Origin of the sequence: Salinimicrobium sp. 3283s (assembly GCF_039602225.1) — a bacterium.
Classification (GTDB): Bacteria; Bacteroidota; Bacteroidia; order Flavobacteriales; family Flavobacteriaceae; genus Salinimicrobium; species Salinimicrobium profundisediminis.
Map to the genome: position 1 here is coordinate 3505750 of NZ_CP143631.1, position 17331 is coordinate 3523080.

General features: G+C 40.5%; 11 protein-coding genes. 4 read left to right on the top strand and 7 right to left on the bottom strand.

Features of this window, described 5'->3' with window-relative positions; all coding sequences use genetic code 11:
- Positions 1–233: 233 nt before the first annotated feature.
- Complete coding sequence (locus VS868_RS15550) at positions 234–2348, bottom strand: elongation factor G (RefSeq protein ID WP_345598622.1); 2115 nt, start codon at positions 2346–2348, stop codon at positions 234–236.
- A 301-nt stretch (positions 2349–2649) separates the two neighbouring features.
- Here VS868_RS15550 and VS868_RS15555 point away from each other — a divergent pair, with 301 nt between their 5' ends.
- On the top strand, positions 2650–4518 hold the full coding sequence (locus tag VS868_RS15555; protein ID WP_345598623.1) for a peptidase M61: 1869 nt from the start codon (positions 2650–2652) through the stop codon (positions 4516–4518).
- A gap of 65 nt (positions 4519–4583) precedes the next feature.
- Here the strand turns inward: VS868_RS15555 and VS868_RS15560 are convergent, their stop codons facing one another.
- Positions 4584–5027: a cold shock domain-containing protein gene (locus tag VS868_RS15560; protein WP_266068241.1), complete on the bottom strand. Its 444-nt coding sequence runs from the start codon at positions 5025–5027 to the stop codon at positions 4584–4586.
- Positions 5028–5204: 177 nt separating this feature from the next.
- Positions 5205–5672: a universal stress protein gene (locus tag VS868_RS15565; RefSeq protein ID WP_266068240.1), complete on the bottom strand. Its 468-nt coding sequence runs from the start codon at positions 5670–5672 to the stop codon at positions 5205–5207.
- Between the two features lie 189 nt (positions 5673–5861).
- On the opposite strand from VS868_RS15565, the gene VS868_RS15570 reads away from it, so the two are divergent.
- Positions 5862–7103, top strand: a complete 1242-nt coding sequence (locus VS868_RS15570; RefSeq protein WP_345598625.1) for an APC family permease — start codon at positions 5862–5864, stop codon at positions 7101–7103.
- A gap of 6 nt (positions 7104–7109) precedes the next feature.
- Here the strand turns inward: VS868_RS15570 and VS868_RS15575 are convergent, their stop codons facing one another.
- Positions 7110–7775: a hypothetical protein gene (locus VS868_RS15575; protein ID WP_345598626.1), complete on the bottom strand. Its 666-nt coding sequence runs from the start codon at positions 7773–7775 to the stop codon at positions 7110–7112.
- A gap of 158 nt (positions 7776–7933) precedes the next feature.
- On the opposite strand from VS868_RS15575, the gene VS868_RS15580 reads away from it, so the two are divergent.
- On the top strand, positions 7934–8317 hold the full coding sequence (locus VS868_RS15580; RefSeq protein ID WP_345598627.1) for a hypothetical protein: 384 nt from the start codon (positions 7934–7936) through the stop codon (positions 8315–8317).
- A 137-nt stretch (positions 8318–8454) separates the two neighbouring features.
- On the opposite strand, the gene VS868_RS15585 is transcribed toward VS868_RS15580, so the two are convergent.
- Positions 8455–8844 (bottom strand): nuclear transport factor 2 family protein, encoded by a 390-nt coding sequence (locus VS868_RS15585; protein ID WP_266068236.1) that lies wholly within the window; start codon positions 8842–8844, stop codon positions 8455–8457.
- 253 nt (positions 8845–9097) lie between these two features.
- Between VS868_RS15585 and upp the strand changes: the two genes are divergently transcribed.
- On the top strand, positions 9098–9757 hold the full coding sequence (upp, locus tag VS868_RS15590; RefSeq protein WP_266068326.1) for a uracil phosphoribosyltransferase: 660 nt from the start codon (positions 9098–9100) through the stop codon (positions 9755–9757).
- Here the strand turns inward: upp and VS868_RS15595 are convergent.
- Entirely contained in the window at positions 9754–12066 is a 2313-nt protein-coding gene (locus VS868_RS15595) for a BamA/TamA family outer membrane protein (RefSeq protein WP_345598628.1), read from the bottom strand. The two genes, upp and VS868_RS15595, sit on opposite strands and share 4 nt — an antisense overlap.
- 3 nt (positions 12067–12069) lie before the next feature.
- Complete coding sequence (locus VS868_RS15600) at positions 12070–17175, bottom strand: translocation/assembly module TamB domain-containing protein (protein ID WP_345598629.1); 5106 nt, start codon at positions 17173–17175, stop codon at positions 12070–12072.
- Between the last annotated feature and the right edge of the window lie 156 nt (positions 17176–17331).

The following is a 17331-nucleotide window of genomic DNA, read 5'->3' on the forward strand; positions in this document are numbered from 1 at the left end:
ATTATATTTTTTAAAAGTAAGTAAAATTACCGAGGCTCTTAATAAGCCCTCATTTTCAATAGAATATCAACCTTAATTATTCCCTTTTCTTCTGAAAATAAGGTTTGTATATTTTTCAGAAAGCCACATAAAACCATGGGGTAGTTGCCTGTTATTCAGGTGAATTAAATATAAAAAGTTGAAAAGAAATTGTTTTTAGAATTTAATACTTCACCTCTTAATTTTTTAAACTGTTATTGTACCAGTTCCTTAGTGGTCAATTGATCCTGAATGTTAGCAGGAACGGGCTGATATCCGTTAAAACTGGTACTAAAGGTGGCTCTTCCTTTTGTAAGGGATCTAAGTTCGGTTGAGAATCCAAATAATTCAGTTTCGGGCGCCACGCATTTTAAAACCTGGTAATGGTCTGCACTTTCTATTCCCTGAATAATGGAACGCCTGCTTTGTAACTCGGTCATAACATTGCCCACCATTTCTTCGGGCACCTTCAGTGTGAGATCAAGAGCAGGTTCCAGTAGTTTGGGATCTGCATCCAAAAATGCCTTTTTAAAGGCATGAGCCCCAGCAATTTTAAAAGAAATATCATTGGAATCTACACTGTGCATTTTTCCGTCATAGACCATAGCACGTACATCCCTGATGTATGAACCTGTTAAAGGCCCTTCTTCCATTACTTCAATGATCCCTTTCATTACCGATGGAAGGTAGCGTTGATCTATCACCCCCCCAACAATGCAGTTATAGAACACCAGTTTTCCACCCCACGGAAGATCGATCTCTTCTTTTCCTCTGATGTTAAAACCTTCAGGTTCGGGCATATTCTCCTCCCAGGGTTCGATCTTTAGATGTACTTCTGCAAACTGCCCAGAACCACCAGATTGTTTCTTGTGCCTGTAGTTTGAAGCCGAAGAACGCTGAATGGTCTCTCTAAAAGCAATTTTCGGTTTTTCAAAACTGGCTTCCACACCATAAATATTTTTAAGCAGCCAGTCTATAGTAGCTAGATGAAGTTCGCCCTGGCAGGATAGTATCAACTGTCTGGATTCATTGGAAAAAGAAATATCTACGGTGGGATCCTGACTGTGTATCTTTTTTAATGCCTCGCTCAGCTTTTCCTCATCTTTTGTATTTACTGCCGCTACAGCCCTCTTTATCCGTGGTTGCGGATAATTTATCGGCTTTATCGTAATTCCTTCTTCCGAAGCAGCAAGAGTGTCATTTGTTTCGGTATGCTTCAGTTTTAAAGTGGCTCCTATATCGCCTACCACCAGCTTTTGAATAGGATTTCTTTCTTTACCATCCATAATAAAAAGCTGGTTGAGAACTTCTGTTTCTCCGTTTCTGGAGTTCACCAGCTTATCATTTACTTTCACTTCCCCCCTTTTTACTTTAAAAAAGGTTACCTGGCCCAGGTTTGGTTGATGTACTGTTTTAAAAACAAAAAGCACAGGGGAATCTGCCCTTTTTGGAGAGATTTCTTTTCCTTCTACACTTATTTCGGGTTTAAGATCTATTGCTGCGGGGGCCACATTATCAATAAAGCCCATGAGTCTTCCACTTCCCATATCATTTAATGCAGAGGTGCAGAAGACCGGGAAAAGGTCATAATTAAGCATACCGGCCCTTATTCCTTTTCGCATTTCATCTTCGTTAAGTGTGCCCTTTTCAAAGAATAATTCCATTAATTCCTCGTCATTTTCAGCCGCTTTTTCTACTAATTCATTGTGCAGGGCAAGAGCTGTGGATTGTTGATCTTCAGGAATAGGAAATTTTTCGGGTTTTCCTCCTTCCGAAGAAAATTTATACATTTTCATCTTGAGCACGTCAATAATACATTGAGCCCCGTCTTTTATCAACGGATACTGGATTTTAACTGCCCCATTACCCACCAGGCTTTTTACGCTGTTAAAGCTACTCTCAAAATTAAGCCCCGGATGGTCAATCTGATTGATTACAAACACAGTTGGCTTGTGGTAGCCCTTAATGTAGTTCCAGATAATCTCTGTGCCAACTTCTACACCATACTGGCCGTTAAGAACAGTAACTATGGTATCTGCCACTCTAATGGAAGAAATGATCTCCCCAATATAATCATCAAGTCCCGGAGTATCTATGATGTTGATCTTGTAGTTACGCCATTCGGTATGTAGCGGGGTAGCAAAGATCGAGTTTTCTTTTTCGTGTTCAATGTCATGATAATCTGATACTGTATTTTTAGCTTCTACAGTACCCCGCCTGTTTATTAAGCCGGCTTCAAATAACATAGTCTCTGCCAAAGTAGTCTTACCGCTGTTATGAGCGCCAACAAGAACTACATTTTTGATGTGTTTTTCATCGTAAATTTTCATCTTTTAAGATTTTAATGAAACAAGAAGGAAAGAGAATGAGAGAATTCCGGTGAAAATTTTGAAGAAGAGCATGACGATTACACATTTGTCCCGGATTTCGATACTAAAATTTACTCCTTTAAATTTATTGTTTTCCTGTCTTATTTTTTCAGAAAAAATGAGTTTTTTAGCTTTTACATGATAAATATCATAAATAATGGTCTTTATTAAGCCTGAACCTATAATTGAGTAGTTTTAGCAATTCGTTCTTCTTTGTAACGTTTCACTAAATGACAAGTCTTATTTATAAATTAAAAACTTAATGAAAAAAATAGTCTATGCTCTGGCGATATCAGCTTTCGCGCTGGGATGCAAAACTTCACAATCTACAATTTCTGAAAAAGAACCTGTTCTTGCCACTTTAGACCTGGTTAATGTAAAAGATGACAAGGTCATGGTGACTGTAGACCCCGGCAAAATAAATACCGAAACCATAATTTTCTACATTCCTAAAATGGTGCCCGGCACCTACTCTACTTCCAATTATGGCGCCTATGCCGAAGATCTCAAGGCTTATGATCACAAAGGAAATGAATTGCCTGTAACGGTTTATGACGAGAACAGCTGGGGCATTTCAAACGCCACCAGGCTTGATAAAGTAACCTACTGGATGAATGATACTTTTGACGTTTCAGGGGAAGGTGGCATATATTCTATGGCCGGAACAAACATCAATGAAGGAAAAAACTTTCTTCTGAATCTTCACGGCTTTGTAGGGTACTTTAATGATCTTACCGAAGAACCTTATCAACTGGAGATCATTAGAGCAAACGATCTTTATGCAGGAAGTGCTTTTGATCTTGCTCAATCTTCAGAAATTAAGCCGGGAGTAACTAAGGATATCTTTCGTGCCAGCCGGTATTTTGCAGTGACCGATAACCCTATCATGTACGCGGCACCAGATACTGTGAGCTTTAAAGTAGATCAAATGGATGTGCTGTTGCACGTGTACTCGCCTACAAAGAAGTTCAATGCACAGGATTTTAAACCTGGAATGGAAAAAATGATCACGGCACAAAAAGATTTTCTGGGCGAGATTGATGATACCAACAAGTATGCGATTCTCCTTTACCTTTCAGCCACCCCTGGTGATGGCGATGCTGCCAGGTTTGGAGCGCTTGAACACCACACCTCTACTGTTGTGGTTATGCCTGAAGAAATGGAAAAAGAAAGCCTTGACGAGTCTCTTAAAGATATAGTTTCTCATGAATTCTTCCATATTTTGACCCCGCTGGGAGTACATTCTAAAGAAGTTCATTATTTTGATTACAACGATCCGCAAATGTCAAGGCATCTGTGGCTTTACGAAGGGGTTACCGAATATTTTGCAAACCTTTTCCAGGTAAAGCAGAAGCTTATTTCAAACCAGGATTTCTACGATAGGATACAGGAAAAGATAGCGGTATCTCAAAGGTTTGACGACAGTATGTCTTTTACTGAGATGAGTCGTAATATTCTGGAAGATGAATATAAAGACAGCTATTATAACGTTTATCAAAAAGGAGCTCTTATTGGAATGGCCCTGGATATAAGGTTGCGCGAATTGAGCAATGGAGAAATGGGGCTGCTTGATCTTATGAAGCAACTTACCACAATGTATGGTAAGGATAAACCTTTTGAAGATGAAGAACTATTCCCGGTTATTACTGAACTTACTTATCCCGAAATTGGAGAATTCCTGAACACTTATGTGAGCGGCACAACGCCTATTCCCTATGATCAATTCTTTACAAGAGTAGGCCTGGAAATGCGGCAGGGACAGGTTGCTGTAGATTATTTCTTAAAAGATCCTTCTACCCCATTTATTACAGTAAATGAAAATGGAGAGATTGTACTACGTGATGATGTGGAATTAAGCACCTTTTTTGAAGAATTGGATCTTATGGGCGGAGATGTGATAAAATCTGTCAACGGGAAGACCTATAATGTTCAAAACGTATATGATCTTATTGGAGATGCTGCAAAATGGTCTGTTGGTGATGCTATAGAATTTGTTGTGGAACGAGGTGGTGAAGAACTGAAAATCGAAGGCAAAGTAGTGGAACCCATGTCTACAGGTAAACGCCTTGTAGAGATCATGAACCCTAACGGGGAACAAATGGAGTTACGCCACAGCTGGTTAAAATCATAAAAACAGAAAGAGCGACAGTAAATATTTACTGCCGCTCTTTTATACCTTCCAAAAAAGGGATTTTTTTAAATCTTTTTTACTCTTACAGCATTCATTCCTCTTGGTCCTTTTTCCAGTTCAAAAGTTACTTTGTCATTTTCGTCGATCTCATCTATAAGACCTGTAACGTGTACAAAATACTTTTCCTGGGTGGTGCTGTCAAGAATAAAACCAAAGCCTTTGGAGTGATCAAAGAAAGAAACTTTCCCTTCTTTACTAAAATCGTTTTCTTCGTCTGAATCTTCTTTTTTCGGAATTCCAATTTCAATGCTTTCAGCGTCAACTTCGATTTTTTGAGAAGGATCTGGCGGGGTCTCCGTTAGATTTCCAAATTCATCTACATACGCAAATTCAGAGACAGAATCTCCACTTGCTTTTCTCTCTTCCTTCTTTTTCTTTTTCTCTTCGCGCTTTTTCAAGCGTTTCTTTTCTTTTTCGATCTTGTTGTACGTCTGTTGTGATTTTGCCATTAGCGGTTTAATTGGATTTTAAAATTGAATATAAAATTTTTAGGTGAAGTTTAAAAACAAAATTGGAAAAATTGGAGAAGAAGATTACCAGTATTTTTCAAAACTCGCACTAGGACACAAAGTTATCATTTCTTTTTGTTTTTTAAGCATAAGAAATAATTCAAAGTCTTAGATTTCTCAATTAGCTTTGTCCTTTACCGGTACCAGATAAACCGGTATCTCTGTTTTCTCCAGTATCTTTTCGGCTACTGTGCCCAGAAAAAGTTTTTCGAGAACCGAATGGCTGTGGGTGCCCATAACCAGTAAACTAGCTCCCCACTCTTCGGCGTAACTAAGAATAGTTTTAGCCGTGGGACCTTCGGCTATATGGGTTTTTACCTGCCGGTCGTTTAAATGCTTCTTCGCACTATTCATAAATTCTTCTGCTATGTTCTTCATTTCCATCGCTACATCAAGGTCAGGCCCCATGCCTGAATAGCCGTCGTACCCCATAAAAGTAGGATACTGTGTTCCGTAGAAACCTACATCATCAAGTACATGTAATAAACATACTTCGGCATTGAGATTTTGTGCCAGTTCATATCCTTTTTGTGCTACTTTCTCTGAGACGGGATTATAATCTATCGCAATAAGAACTTTTTTCATAGTAATTGATTTTCTCTCTAATTTACAAAAAATACTATTCATTTCGTTCCTTATTTCCTTGTAATAGCCTGTATTATTGCTGCTTCAGCTTAAAGTTTGTTAGGTTTTTGTTTAGTTCGTGTTAAACCTGAAGGCCGGTTTAAATGAAAATTTATATTAGTTACTACCTGAAAAATTTTAAATAACACAATGGCAGAAAAAGAACTAAAAAGAAGTCTGGGATTTTGGGATGTGCTCATGTTTGGCGTGGGCGGAATTGTAGGTGCAGGTATCTATGCGATTATAGGTAAAGCTGCCGGTCTTAGTGGCAATATGTTGTGGCTGAGTTTTGTAATAGCAGCCACAGTGGCGCTGCTCACAGGACTTTCATACGCCGAATTTGTAAGTAGATATCCCGATTCTGGTGGAAGTTTTGAATACATGAAACAGGGACTGGGGAAAAAAACGGCTTTTTCGATGTCTATTTTTATAGTGTTTACAGGAATCGTAGCTGCTGCAGCCATAGCCATAAGTTTTGCAGATTACTTAAGCCGACTTGTAGATGTTCCTAATTGGATCCTGATAATTGGCATTATACTCTTAATGGGATTTTTCAACATTATTGGTGCAAAGTACAGTTCCTATTTTAATGCATTTGCCACAATAGTGACATTAATAGGATTGGCAGCAGTGGTCGTGGTGAGTATTCCTGAATTTGGCACTACTCCTCTCCTGGAAACTAACAGCGGCGGGTGGACCAGCCTTTTTGCCGGTGGCGCCCTCATCTTTTTTAGTTATATAGGTTTTGAAGACCTTGTGAAAATGGCCGAAGAGACAAAGAACCCAAAAGAGAATATGCCAAAGGCTGTGATCATGAGCGGCCTTATTGTACTCCTGGTTTACGTGTTGATCGCAATTAGCTCTGTAAGTGTGCTCGACTGGAAGCAGTTATCAAATTCTAACGGACCTTTGGCCGCAGTTATTGAAGCAAAACTGGGAGCATGGGCCGCAACATCTCTGGTGATCATAGCGCTCTTTGCTACCAGTAAAACTATTTTGAGTAATATATTGGGCACGTCAAGGCTGCTTTACGATGTGGCCAGAGACAGTGATAAATCCTGGCTCAAAAAGTTCACCACTATTTCGGGAATTGGGAATGCCCCAAATTATGCAATTATTGCCATTAGTTTAGTGGCCATAGGATTTGGGTTGATTGGAAACCTTAAGGTAGTTGCAAGCATTAGCAATATCTTTATTTTTATTGTTTTCGCAATGGTGAATATTGCCTTATTGAACCTAAGGCATAAAAAACGAAAAGAGAAAGATCAAAAACCCCCGTTCTATATAAAATTCAACGTAAAAAATATTCCTATCCCCACAGTCTTAGCCCTTATTTCTATCCTGGTACTGTTTGGTTTTAACATTTACAACCTATTTCAGGGAAATCTTTAGTAAGCCCTATTGCTTTACCACCACCAGGTTTGCTTTAGAACCTGTAAGAAGGTTCCATTCCTTTCTTATCACTTCCTTCCCCTGATCGTCATAGACGCGGAGTTCGGCGGTGTTTGGACCACTTGTACCCTGATTAAGAGCTTCAAATTCAATATTGTTGAGACCGCTGTCCAGTTTCACCATTATTGGAGTGTAGGTTGCGCCAAGAGACATATTCCTGTTAATCACTACCCCGTTCACAGAGATCTTTACCTTGTCGCCGTCTACATATTCATGGTCACGGCAGTATAATTCCACAAAAACTCCTGTAGTTTTAAAATCTCCCAAATATTGATCTCTTCGGAATTCTTCAAGAGCCTCTTTATCTTTAGTAAACGCTTTGGGAGTAAAGTCTTTGCCTTTAAAGGTCATGAGTCCATTTTGATCTGTTCTCATGTTGAAAGATTTTTCTTCTTTTTTTCCCAGTTTCATGGCTTCACTTTCGGTTGCCAAAATTCCCTTTTTTGAGCTAAGGCTGTGATTCCCTGAAGATCTTTTTAAAGATGATGATTCACTTCCGGTTTTGGGAGCCATAAGTTCTCCCGGAGCTTTTGTGGGAGCTGTAGGATTATCAATTTGAGCCTGACTCACATGAAAGGCCAGACAGAAAACAAGTAATAATAGTTTTTTCATCTCCGGTATATTCTTCAGCATTCAAATATCAAAAACTTAACCAAAAATAGAAGTATATCAACTTTCTATAATTGTGCCCACTAAAATTTAACGGCATTTTAACCGCCAAAGATGGGGTAAAAATAAGATTATCTGTAATTTAAAATAAAATTATAATTATGACAAAGAAAGAAGAACAACCTAAAAATAACCGGGAAGATATGACCCGCGATAAAGGAAGTAATTATAACCCGGACATTACCCCCGAAGATAAAAATGTGCTTAACAACCAGAGCCAGGATCAAAAAAAGGGAGATTACTTTAAAGACAGGGAAGAGCCAATAGACTATGCGGGCGAAGATCTCGACGTTCCTGGTGAGGATGACCGAAAATTCAACCCCACAACAAATAAACCACAGGACGTGGAACAGGAAAGAAAGCCTAAGGATTCGGCCAACTCAAATGACAATATAGCATCACAAACCGATACCGTGTACAAAGGAGAAAAAGCCGAGAAGTACCAGGATCCTTCAAAAAAAACCAGGAACGATTCAGATAAATAAAGTTGAAAGGCTGTTTAAAAAGTTCTTGTTCCATGCTTCGGAAGACATTTCAGGATCTGTTATTTTCTTTTGAAATACAGAAACACCTGAAATAATTTCAGCTTTATGAGTATAGCTTTTTAGACAGCCTCTTTCTATTAACAGTTCTCTTTATACTGGATATGCCGGCTTATATCTATCACATAAGAGGTAATGCCCGAAAGACGAAGTTTTTCCCCACCTTCAGCAAATTTATAAATATCACAAAATCCGTAGTGTTTCTTCTGGCCCAGCCTGTTCCTACTCACTACCACTCCCCTAACAATTCCGTGTAGGTTGTCTAAAAAGACATTTTGAACATCGATTTCTACAGGAGGCATTTCTTTCATACGATCAAGCACTTCCTTAAATTCAGCTTTACCCGAAATATCTTTCTCCCCTACAATTTCCCAATAGATATCGTCAGTAATACGCTCCATAAAAAATTGTTCATCCCAATTCTCGTAGGCGTTGTTCACCTCCCTTAAAAATTTTTCTTTTTCAGTCATTTTAAACACGATTAAATTAAAAATGATTGTAAATCAATGGAATATGAATCTAAATATACAATAAAAAACCTTTGTTTGAATCAGGTAACCACGCAGTAACCTGTAGAAGGCACAATGGCTTATTAAAAAAGACTTTAGAGAAAATGCCGCAGAAAAATCCTGTCTCAAAATCCCCTTTTTCAAACCTTATAAAATGAAAGGATTTGGTGTAAAAATTTATAACTTTGGCTTCCTTCATACAGATACCAATTTTATGCACGTTCATCATCTACTCGAAAAGAATTCTATCGCCAATACATTTGTTGCTCAACTTCGGAATGTAAATATTCAAACCGACAGGCTTCGCTTCAGAAGGAATATTGAAAGATTAGGAGAGATCCTTGGATATGAACTTAGTAAGAACCTGAAGTTTCAGGAAGAGGAAATTCAAACGCCTCTGGGAACAGCCAATGTGCCCCTGCACAAGGAAGAGCTGGTAATTTGCTCCATTCTTAGAGCTGGCCTGCCACTTCATACCGGCCTTCTCAACTATTTTGATGCTGCAGATAATTCCTTTATTTCAGCTTATCGCCATCATCCTAATGATGATGAAGAATTTGAGATCCTGGTAGAATATCTTGCCTCCCCTTCACTTGAAGGAAAAACGTTGATCCTGGCCGACCCAATGCTGGCTACCGGCCGATCTTTTGTCAATGTCTTGCAGGCACTTGAAAAAATGGGAAAACCGAAGCAAATCCACCTGGTATCTGTCATAGCTGCAAGGGAAGGAATTGAATATTTAGAAAAAAGTTTTCCCGAAAATTCTCATCTATGGGTAGCTACTATTGACGAAAATCTAGATGAAAAAGGATACATAGTTCCCGGACTTGGTGATGCGGGAGATTTGTGCTTTGGATCTAAGAAACAACATTAGAAAGGATATCCCACCGCAAAGTTGAATACGGGTTCACTGATTTTAAAGTCCCAGCGTTCTCCTTCTGCAAGCCATGGGGTATGTAACGGTGCGGCAAGGTCAAACCTGATCACAAAATTCTGAATATCTATTCTCAATCCTATCCCCGTACCTATCCCCAGTTCGCTGATAAAATCTTTCCCGAAAACGCCTTTTTCAAGAAGTAAGGTTTGCTGTTCTGTGGGTTTTTCATCTAACTCAACATAGTTTTCTTCAGTATTCCAAACGTTTCCGGCGTCAACAAACACAGCTCCTTTGAGGAATTGGTAAACAGGAAAACGATACTCTACATTCGCTTCCAACCGCAGGTTTCCCATCCTGTCATAATAGGGAACTCCATCCCCTTCGGGGTCATAAGAACCGGGACCGAGGCCTCTAATCTGGAAAGCCCTCACACTGTAAGGCCCACCTGAATAGAACTGCCGGCTGAAGGGCATGACCTCCGAATTTCCGTAGGGAATACCAATTCCGCCATACAACCTTGCTGCAAGTGTCTGCTGCGGGGCGAAATTAAAATGATATCTAAAATCGGCATCAATACGAGAAAACTGGGCAAACTCCATACCCAGGAACTTTCTTGGGGTGGCTCCACTGCTAAGTAAATCAAGGAGGTTTCCTGCTACTTCAAGATTAGAATTGAGATAGAACTGATGCGTCTCCAGCTCATCGATCATTCCGTTGTAAGTAAAAGAATAAGTGAGTCCTGCAATAAATTGTTGATCAAAACTACTCTTCAAAAAGGGGTTTTCACCGAGTATGTCGTCGAAAGCTTTAGTGGTATTGCTTAGATTGGAATAATTTACAGATAAGGGATTGAGCTCATGAGTAATAAACCGGTTGGCCTTCCAGACATATCCAAAGTTCCCGGTCACCGAAAACAGGCTGAAAAGCTGACTGCGGTTTAGATATTCAAACCCAAAGGCAAGTTTGGTCTTTGGGATAGAGTAATCAAACCAGTTACTCCTGATATTAATAAAAGGGAATAACATCCTGGGGCTAATTAAGGCTGTTTCCAGGCCTAATACGGTACTGCTGTTCCCAATATCGTTTTGTTTTGAAAGCTGCCACTCATAACCTCCTTTTGCGGTGACATTCAATATTTCCCCTCCTTTAAAAAGATTCCTGTTGGTGTAAGTAACAGTAAGATGCGGGCCTGCAAAATTATTTGATTTGGTCACTGCCTGTAACTCGGCCCGTATAGCCCTTTTGTTCATAGGCGAGAGGTAAATATTTGCAGTTAAATATCCTACACTGTCTGTAGCGATAGAATCTATTTCATCGTATTGAATATTTACAAATTTATAGGTGCCTAAAGAAGTAAGCCTCCTGCTTGTTTTACCCGAAAGTTCGGGAGAATAGAGTTCTCCTTCGTGAAGGAGTATAAAAGGATCCAGCTTTTCGGGTTTAAAGAAAACCTTATCCTGTATGTAACTTCTTTCATTAAATCTTGTAGTGTCACGTTCCAGGGAATCTGTTCCTATAACGTAATTGGGGTATACATTTACATCTTTGATGATGTAGGGTTTTGTTCCTGCAGGTGGGACTTCTTCCTTGAGCCTTAAGAAAAGATCGAATTTTTTGCGGTCATACTGATTTGTATCGGCTTCAAAAATGAGAAAATTTGAGCTGAAATTGTAATAGCCCTGGCGCTTTAGAGCGGCGTCAATACGTTCTCGTTCGGCTTTTAAGAGCGAAAGATTAAATTTCTCACCCGACTGTAGAAGAGATTCTGATAAGGTGTTTTCAATCTCCCTGTAAATTTTGAGGCTATCCGTATCCATCTGATAATTTTCCAGGATGTAAGGGTTCTCCGGCAGGACGGCAGTATATTTTATATGAGCTAATTTGTCTTCTTCATTTTCGTTGACAGAATGATTTACACGGCTGTAAAAATAGCCCCTGTTCTCCAGCCTGTTCTTTAGAAGTTTTTCTGTTTGAAACGGGTCAACATCTGAAAGATATACAGGTTCCTGTCCTAACTTTTTGCTCAAAAACCTGTTGATGAAACCCGGATTTTCCTTCTGTCCCTTATAGTAGAAGTACAGACCTATGCGCGAGCCCAGGATCTTTGAGTTAGGATCTGGGCTTATCAATGCCTGAAGCTGGTTCTTTAGATCCTTTTTCTGCTCAATAGGATCGTCAGACTGTAACTCCAGATCGGCACCGGTATATAAGAGTTTATCTTCCGGAATAAATTTTTTCACACTACACCCTTGCAGGAATAGCAGAATTGAAAGAGTGACGATAATGGTTTCTATCCTATACTTCATTTTTTATTCCTGAGGTTGAGTTTCTTCAGATTTTCCATCTCCCGAATGTTCTTCTTCTAATTTGCCCTTTCCGGGTTTTTCTTCTACTGCTTGGTCTTTACCGGATTTTTCTTTTGCCTTTTTATCGCTTTTGGCCACTTCATTCCACAATTCCCTGAACTTGTTGAATTCCTGAGTAAAGATCAAAGCAAGTCCGCTTACAATCAATTGCCCGTCGATGACATTCTCATAGCTGCTCCTCCTAAAGGCCATTAACCTGAATTGTCCTTCGGGGGTAAGCAGGTATTCCAGGCTCACGTTGCCAATGAGCGGCGTACTTTCTTCAACCGGGCTGCTGCCCTGCACATCTACTTCACTTCCCACGCTTACTACCAACCTGTCATCCATAAAACTCTTTTGGGCTGTGATATCCAGCTGGGTCCTTTCTTGCGGATTTTCTCCCTGGTAGTCGGTGAAGGTGTCAAGGCCAAAATTGAGGTCAACACCCGTTTCTCCCAGCAGGCGGTCAGAGAATATGTTGAGTTGATCAGAAAGGGCTTCATTGAGATTATCGCGGGCAAAGGAAAGAGTACCTCCTCCAGAGCCGTCACTACCGGTTGTAGGAAAGAACCTGTTGAGTACCAGGAGTGAAAAAACCTGCTTATTGAGTTCGTTTTCCTGTTGATTTATTTGCTGTACCCTACCATATACCTGGCCTCCTAAAGATCCCTGTTCTCCTTCGGGCATATCGAGCCCAAAAGAAAGTTTTGGTGCAGAGATCTCCCCTCCTATTTTTAGATACACCAAAAAGTCCAGTTCCTGCCTGTATTGATCCTTGTCACTTAGATCGGCACCCTGCAGCTGTGAAGCCATAAGTCCGGCGGCTGCAGCTTCCACTTCATATACAGCGGTAATATTGAGATCGGCATCAAGCGGGTTTCCTGCCCACACTACGGTGCTCCCATCCATAATATCAAATCTTCGGGTTACCAGGTTATAGAGACTCATTTCATAATATCCATCATTTAACTCTACCCTACCTGTCATTGTAGTTCGGCCATTGGGAGAGATGTCGTAAAGAATATCCCCGTCTCCGGTTGCCTGAAAGTGGTCTCCGGTTTCTTCGTTGATCACAACACTAAAAGTAGCCCCTTCCTGAAGTGAAATATATGAATTGAGCGCGAAGCCCGAAAAGGCCACATTTTCATCATCTGTTGACCTGCGGGTGAGAATGCGGTCTGGATTCTCCCTATTTACAAACACAACCACGCCTTCTCTTTCTTCGAGTTCTACGCTGGCTTCAGGAATTACGTAAGTGATGTTTGTTTCCTCCAAAACTTCAAGATCAATTTCAACGTTAGGAAGCTCCAGATTTCCGGTGACAGAACCTGTGGCGTCAAACACAAATTTTCCGTAGAAAAGATCAAAATCTTCTTCGGTGGAACTTAGAGCTGTGAAATTATTCGCTGTAAAACTTAAGTCGAATTCAGGGTTAAGGAGGGATTCGGTGAGTACTGCGCCATTCAATACAAAGGCATTGTTATTCACATCTCTCATTTCAAAATTATCCATGTATACGCCTGTGGTATCTATGCGCAGCGTTTCATCCCTAAGGGTGAAAGGTGCATCTAACATAGACACCGTGAATTGTGCATCATTAAAATTAAGCGCACCGTCATAATTAGGTGCCAGAGGATCGCCGGTTACCGTGAATTCTCCAGATAAACTACCGCTGGTATTGTTGATCTCTTCCAGTGAAAAACCTTCTACCACCTCCATAGGGATCCTCTCGAGGTCGAGGAACATATCAAGGTTTCCGCCTTGTTCATCGGCGAGATACGAGCCGGTAAGTTGGAGGTTGGCATTTCCAGTCACGGCCAGGTCTAAAGTATATTTATTAAAGCTAACCGCTTCGGCGTCAAGAGAAAGTTCACCCAGCGGAACATCCATTACCCCAAAATCATTTATAGTGAGATCGGCAAGTAGCCCCGTATCTTCAAAGGGTTCTTCAATAATAAAGTCGCCATTGATATTTCCTGAGGCCAATACGGCTTCGGGGTTGAGGTAGGAGAACAAGGCCGCCAGGTTAAAATTCTGAAATTGTATTGCAATATGCTCTTTTTGAACCTGGGCCAGATCATTGGTTACTTTTAACTCCTGATTATTTCTCGAAAGCCTGAAGTTGTTGAAATTATAGGCGCTGTCGCCAATGAGAATTTCGTTTTCAGGATCAATTTGCCAGCTGTTGGAATTAAGAATAAGGCTATCTGAAGCTATATTCACCCTTACAATATCATTGCTCCTGGTTATAGAAGATTGAATTTTCATTAGGGGCTGGTCTTGATAAATGGAAAGAAAATCAAGGTTGAGTTCTTCATCTACCAACACCCCTTCAAGACTGGTTTTTTTAATGGCCAGCGGGCCTGCATCAAGACTTTGAAGTCCGAAGCTGAAAAATAGTTCTTCCGGGTTTGAATCCACAAAAAAGTCAAGACTGTCAATCTCACTTCCGAAGTAGTTTAGGTAAGGGATCTCTACACTTCCTACCAGTGTCTTTTCCCGCTCGTTAAAATCAACCTTCACGGCAATGGTATCAAAAGCTTCCAGCTGCGGAAGAAATACTTCCTCGAGGATTGGAGATGGTGCGACTGTAGCTGCCATGTCAATAATTACCGGGTTCCCCACTGTATCTAATATCTGTTCGTTGCTGAAGTAGCTGTCGTAATGGCGGCTTAGAGCACTTATAAAATCCTGCGGCCCGGCGTTAGAAAACAGCTTGAGGTCCAGAATTCTATTTTCAATTTGCATGGACGTAGTATCGGGTGTTACATGAGCAAGAAGATCAAGGTCTCCTAAAAGGTAAGATTCATTGTCATACACAAAAACACCATTGTTCACTGTCGCAGTGACATCAAATTTATCGGTATTTCCCTCAAAAGTCCCTTTTAATTCCATGGCAGCATTCACAGGTTTTGCAGCAAGACCAAGTGCCTGTAGATCGGCACCTATAATATCAAGAGTCAGGTTCACTTCAGGCGCTATTGAATCGAGTAGCACAAAGCTCTCGAGTTCCATGTTCAGGTTTTGATCTTTGTAGGCCATCTTGGCAAAACCCTCGCCGTCTTCTAATTCAGCAAAAATGTTGATATCGTTAAAAACGTATTGATTGTATTCAAAACGGCCAATTGTACCATCAACTACAGCGTCCAGGGAATTAATGTCTTCCCCGCTGCCCCTGGCTTGTATATCGAGACTAACCGCACCGAGTGACTTATTTTGTAGCAATTGGCCAACTTCCAGTTCGGTTACTTTAAGGTCTGTGCTAAATGCTATTTTTGGAGCGGTTACAAAACGTCCTTCTACACTTACTTTTCCTGCGGAAGAATTCAAAATGGCATCAATAGTAATATCTTCAGGACTACCACTGAAGCTACCTGCCAGATTTAAAGTTTTTGGAAGCTCAATTCCCAGGTTCTGTTCCTCGATAAAAGCATGGAGATCTGCCCGTGAAGACCGAAGCCTTAGCTGCGGAATATCAAACCTCAGGTTGTCAACATCGGTGGTGTTGTAAATAGTTCCGGTAGCCACAAGAGAGGTGTTGCCACCCCAGTCAATATTTGCCCGCTCAATTTTTACTGCGGAAAGTTCTCCTTCAGCAGAAAGACTGCCCGAAATGCCTTTTTTGGCAAGTGTGGCGAAGTAGTTGTTCTGCCGTAAATCGGGTTGGAATCTGTAGAGATCCTGTAGGTCAAGGTTAAACTGCGGAAGGTTCAAATCTACCGTGGCGCCCTCCGGGTTATTTATAAAAGAATCGAGCGACCTGTAATTAACCAGTAAACTTCCTTCTATGAGATTTCCATTCAGCCGAAGCAGAAGATCTTCCAGTAGTGCCCTCTCTTCATTGACCGAAAGTGCAAATTGGGTTTTGTTAAGCAGGAGACCCGATGCTTCTTCAAAATTCAGAACTGCTACGCGGGCCTCTAAAGTCTCATTAGCCAATACCAGTTCAGGAATTTCGAGATTCAAATTACGAAGGCCTACTGCTTCAGGGTTAAAAATGCCTTTTTTGGGGGTGTTGTTATTCACCCAATACCTGAAGTTATTATTCTTCAGATTTAGATTTTTAGCATTAACCGTCCATTGAGGCCATTCAAAAGGCTGATATTCTTCAGCAACGGCAACGGCAGTAGTATCTTTTGCCGCGGGAGTGGAAGAAGCTGTATTGTTTATGTAAATTTTGGAATTTTTGAGGGCAAATCTGTCGACTACTACAGTATTATTAGCAAGATCGGCTTCTGGCAATTCCAGTAAGAGTTGAGATAGATCTATATCGGCAACCATTCCGCCTGGAACAGATGTATATGAACCGGCCACGTCCAAAATTTCCAGGTTCTCCACAGAAAATCGGGGCATTGGAGTTTCATTTTCCTCTTCCGATTCGGGAGCTGGTTTAGTTTGAGCGTATTTAAAACGGGTATTTTCCAAAATAAGGTCACCCGCAGCAAATTCCATACCGTCCAGATTAAATTCCTGCATTTCTACTACCAGCTTTCCTAACCTTATTTTGGTATCAATACCTAAATATTGATCGTTGTAATTAAGTTTCAGGTGTTGAAGATTGAGATCGCCCAGCTTAATTTCCATAGCCTGGGCAGTAGTATCGGCGGGCGTGGTAGTAGCAGTAGTATCGGCCGTGGCAAATGCTTCAGTAAGAAACTGGAAGTTAAAACCTTCAATAGTATCTGTGCGCTCAATATTGGCCACTCCCCCATTCCAATCCAGGCTGTTGAGATAAAAACCTTTGCCTTTAATAAGGGGTAACAGGGAAATGTCGGCTTCGAGTTCCCGCGAATATAAAAGGGTATCACCTTTTTCATCTTCAAGAAAGAGCCCTTCTACGCTAAGATCACCTCCAAAAGTAATGAAGAGCCTATCTACCTCTACTGCAGTGTTTGTCTTGTTCTCAATATAATTTACAAGCTTATCTACAATAATACCCTGGCCCCAGGGACTGCGGATGAAAAGTATGAGAAGGTAAATGAAAATGAAAATGCCAAGAATAATTTTAAAGAACAACTTAATCCCTGATCCCTTTGGTTTCTTTTCCTTTTTATTTTTGTCTGTTTCCAAGTATTGACGGTCTATTGCTCTAATTTATTCCTTTTAATGTAAATCTTAAAAATTCCTTGGATTAAATCTCTGGAAAACAACACCTTCCAAAAATGGCGTTTTAACGAGAGATTTTCTACGGAAATATTACGCGAAAAAGATAAAAATTTCTCCTGA

Excerpts from the sequence above, each read along its gene's own strand:
- upp (WP_266068326.1), top strand. The coding sequence starts at position 9,098 with ATGCACGTTCATCATCTACTCGAAAAGAATTCTATCGCCAATACATTT.
- VS868_RS15555 (WP_345598623.1), top strand. The coding sequence starts at position 2,650 with ATGAAAAAAATAGTCTATGCTCTGGCGATATCAGCTTTCGCGCTGGGA.
- VS868_RS15595 (WP_345598628.1), bottom strand. The coding sequence starts at position 12,066 with ATGAAGTATAGGATAGAAACCATTATCGTCACTCTTTCAATTCTGCTA.
- VS868_RS15565 (WP_266068240.1), bottom strand. The coding sequence starts at position 5,672 with ATGAAAAAAGTTCTTATTGCGATAGATTATAATCCCGTCTCAGAGAAA.
- VS868_RS15580 (WP_345598627.1), top strand. The coding sequence starts at position 7,934 with ATGACAAAGAAAGAAGAACAACCTAAAAATAACCGGGAAGATATGACC.
- VS868_RS15560 (WP_266068241.1), bottom strand. The coding sequence starts at position 5,027 with ATGGCAAAATCACAACAGACGTACAACAAGATCGAAAAAGAAAAGAAA.
- VS868_RS15550 (WP_345598622.1), bottom strand. The coding sequence starts at position 2,348 with ATGAAAATTTACGATGAAAAACACATCAAAAATGTAGTTCTTGTTGGC.
- VS868_RS15575 (WP_345598626.1), bottom strand. The coding sequence starts at position 7,775 with ATGAAAAAACTATTATTACTTGTTTTCTGTCTGGCCTTTCATGTGAGT.
- VS868_RS15585 (WP_266068236.1), bottom strand. The coding sequence starts at position 8,844 with ATGACTGAAAAAGAAAAATTTTTAAGGGAGGTGAACAACGCCTACGAG.
- VS868_RS15570 (WP_345598625.1), top strand. The coding sequence starts at position 5,862 with ATGGCAGAAAAAGAACTAAAAAGAAGTCTGGGATTTTGGGATGTGCTC.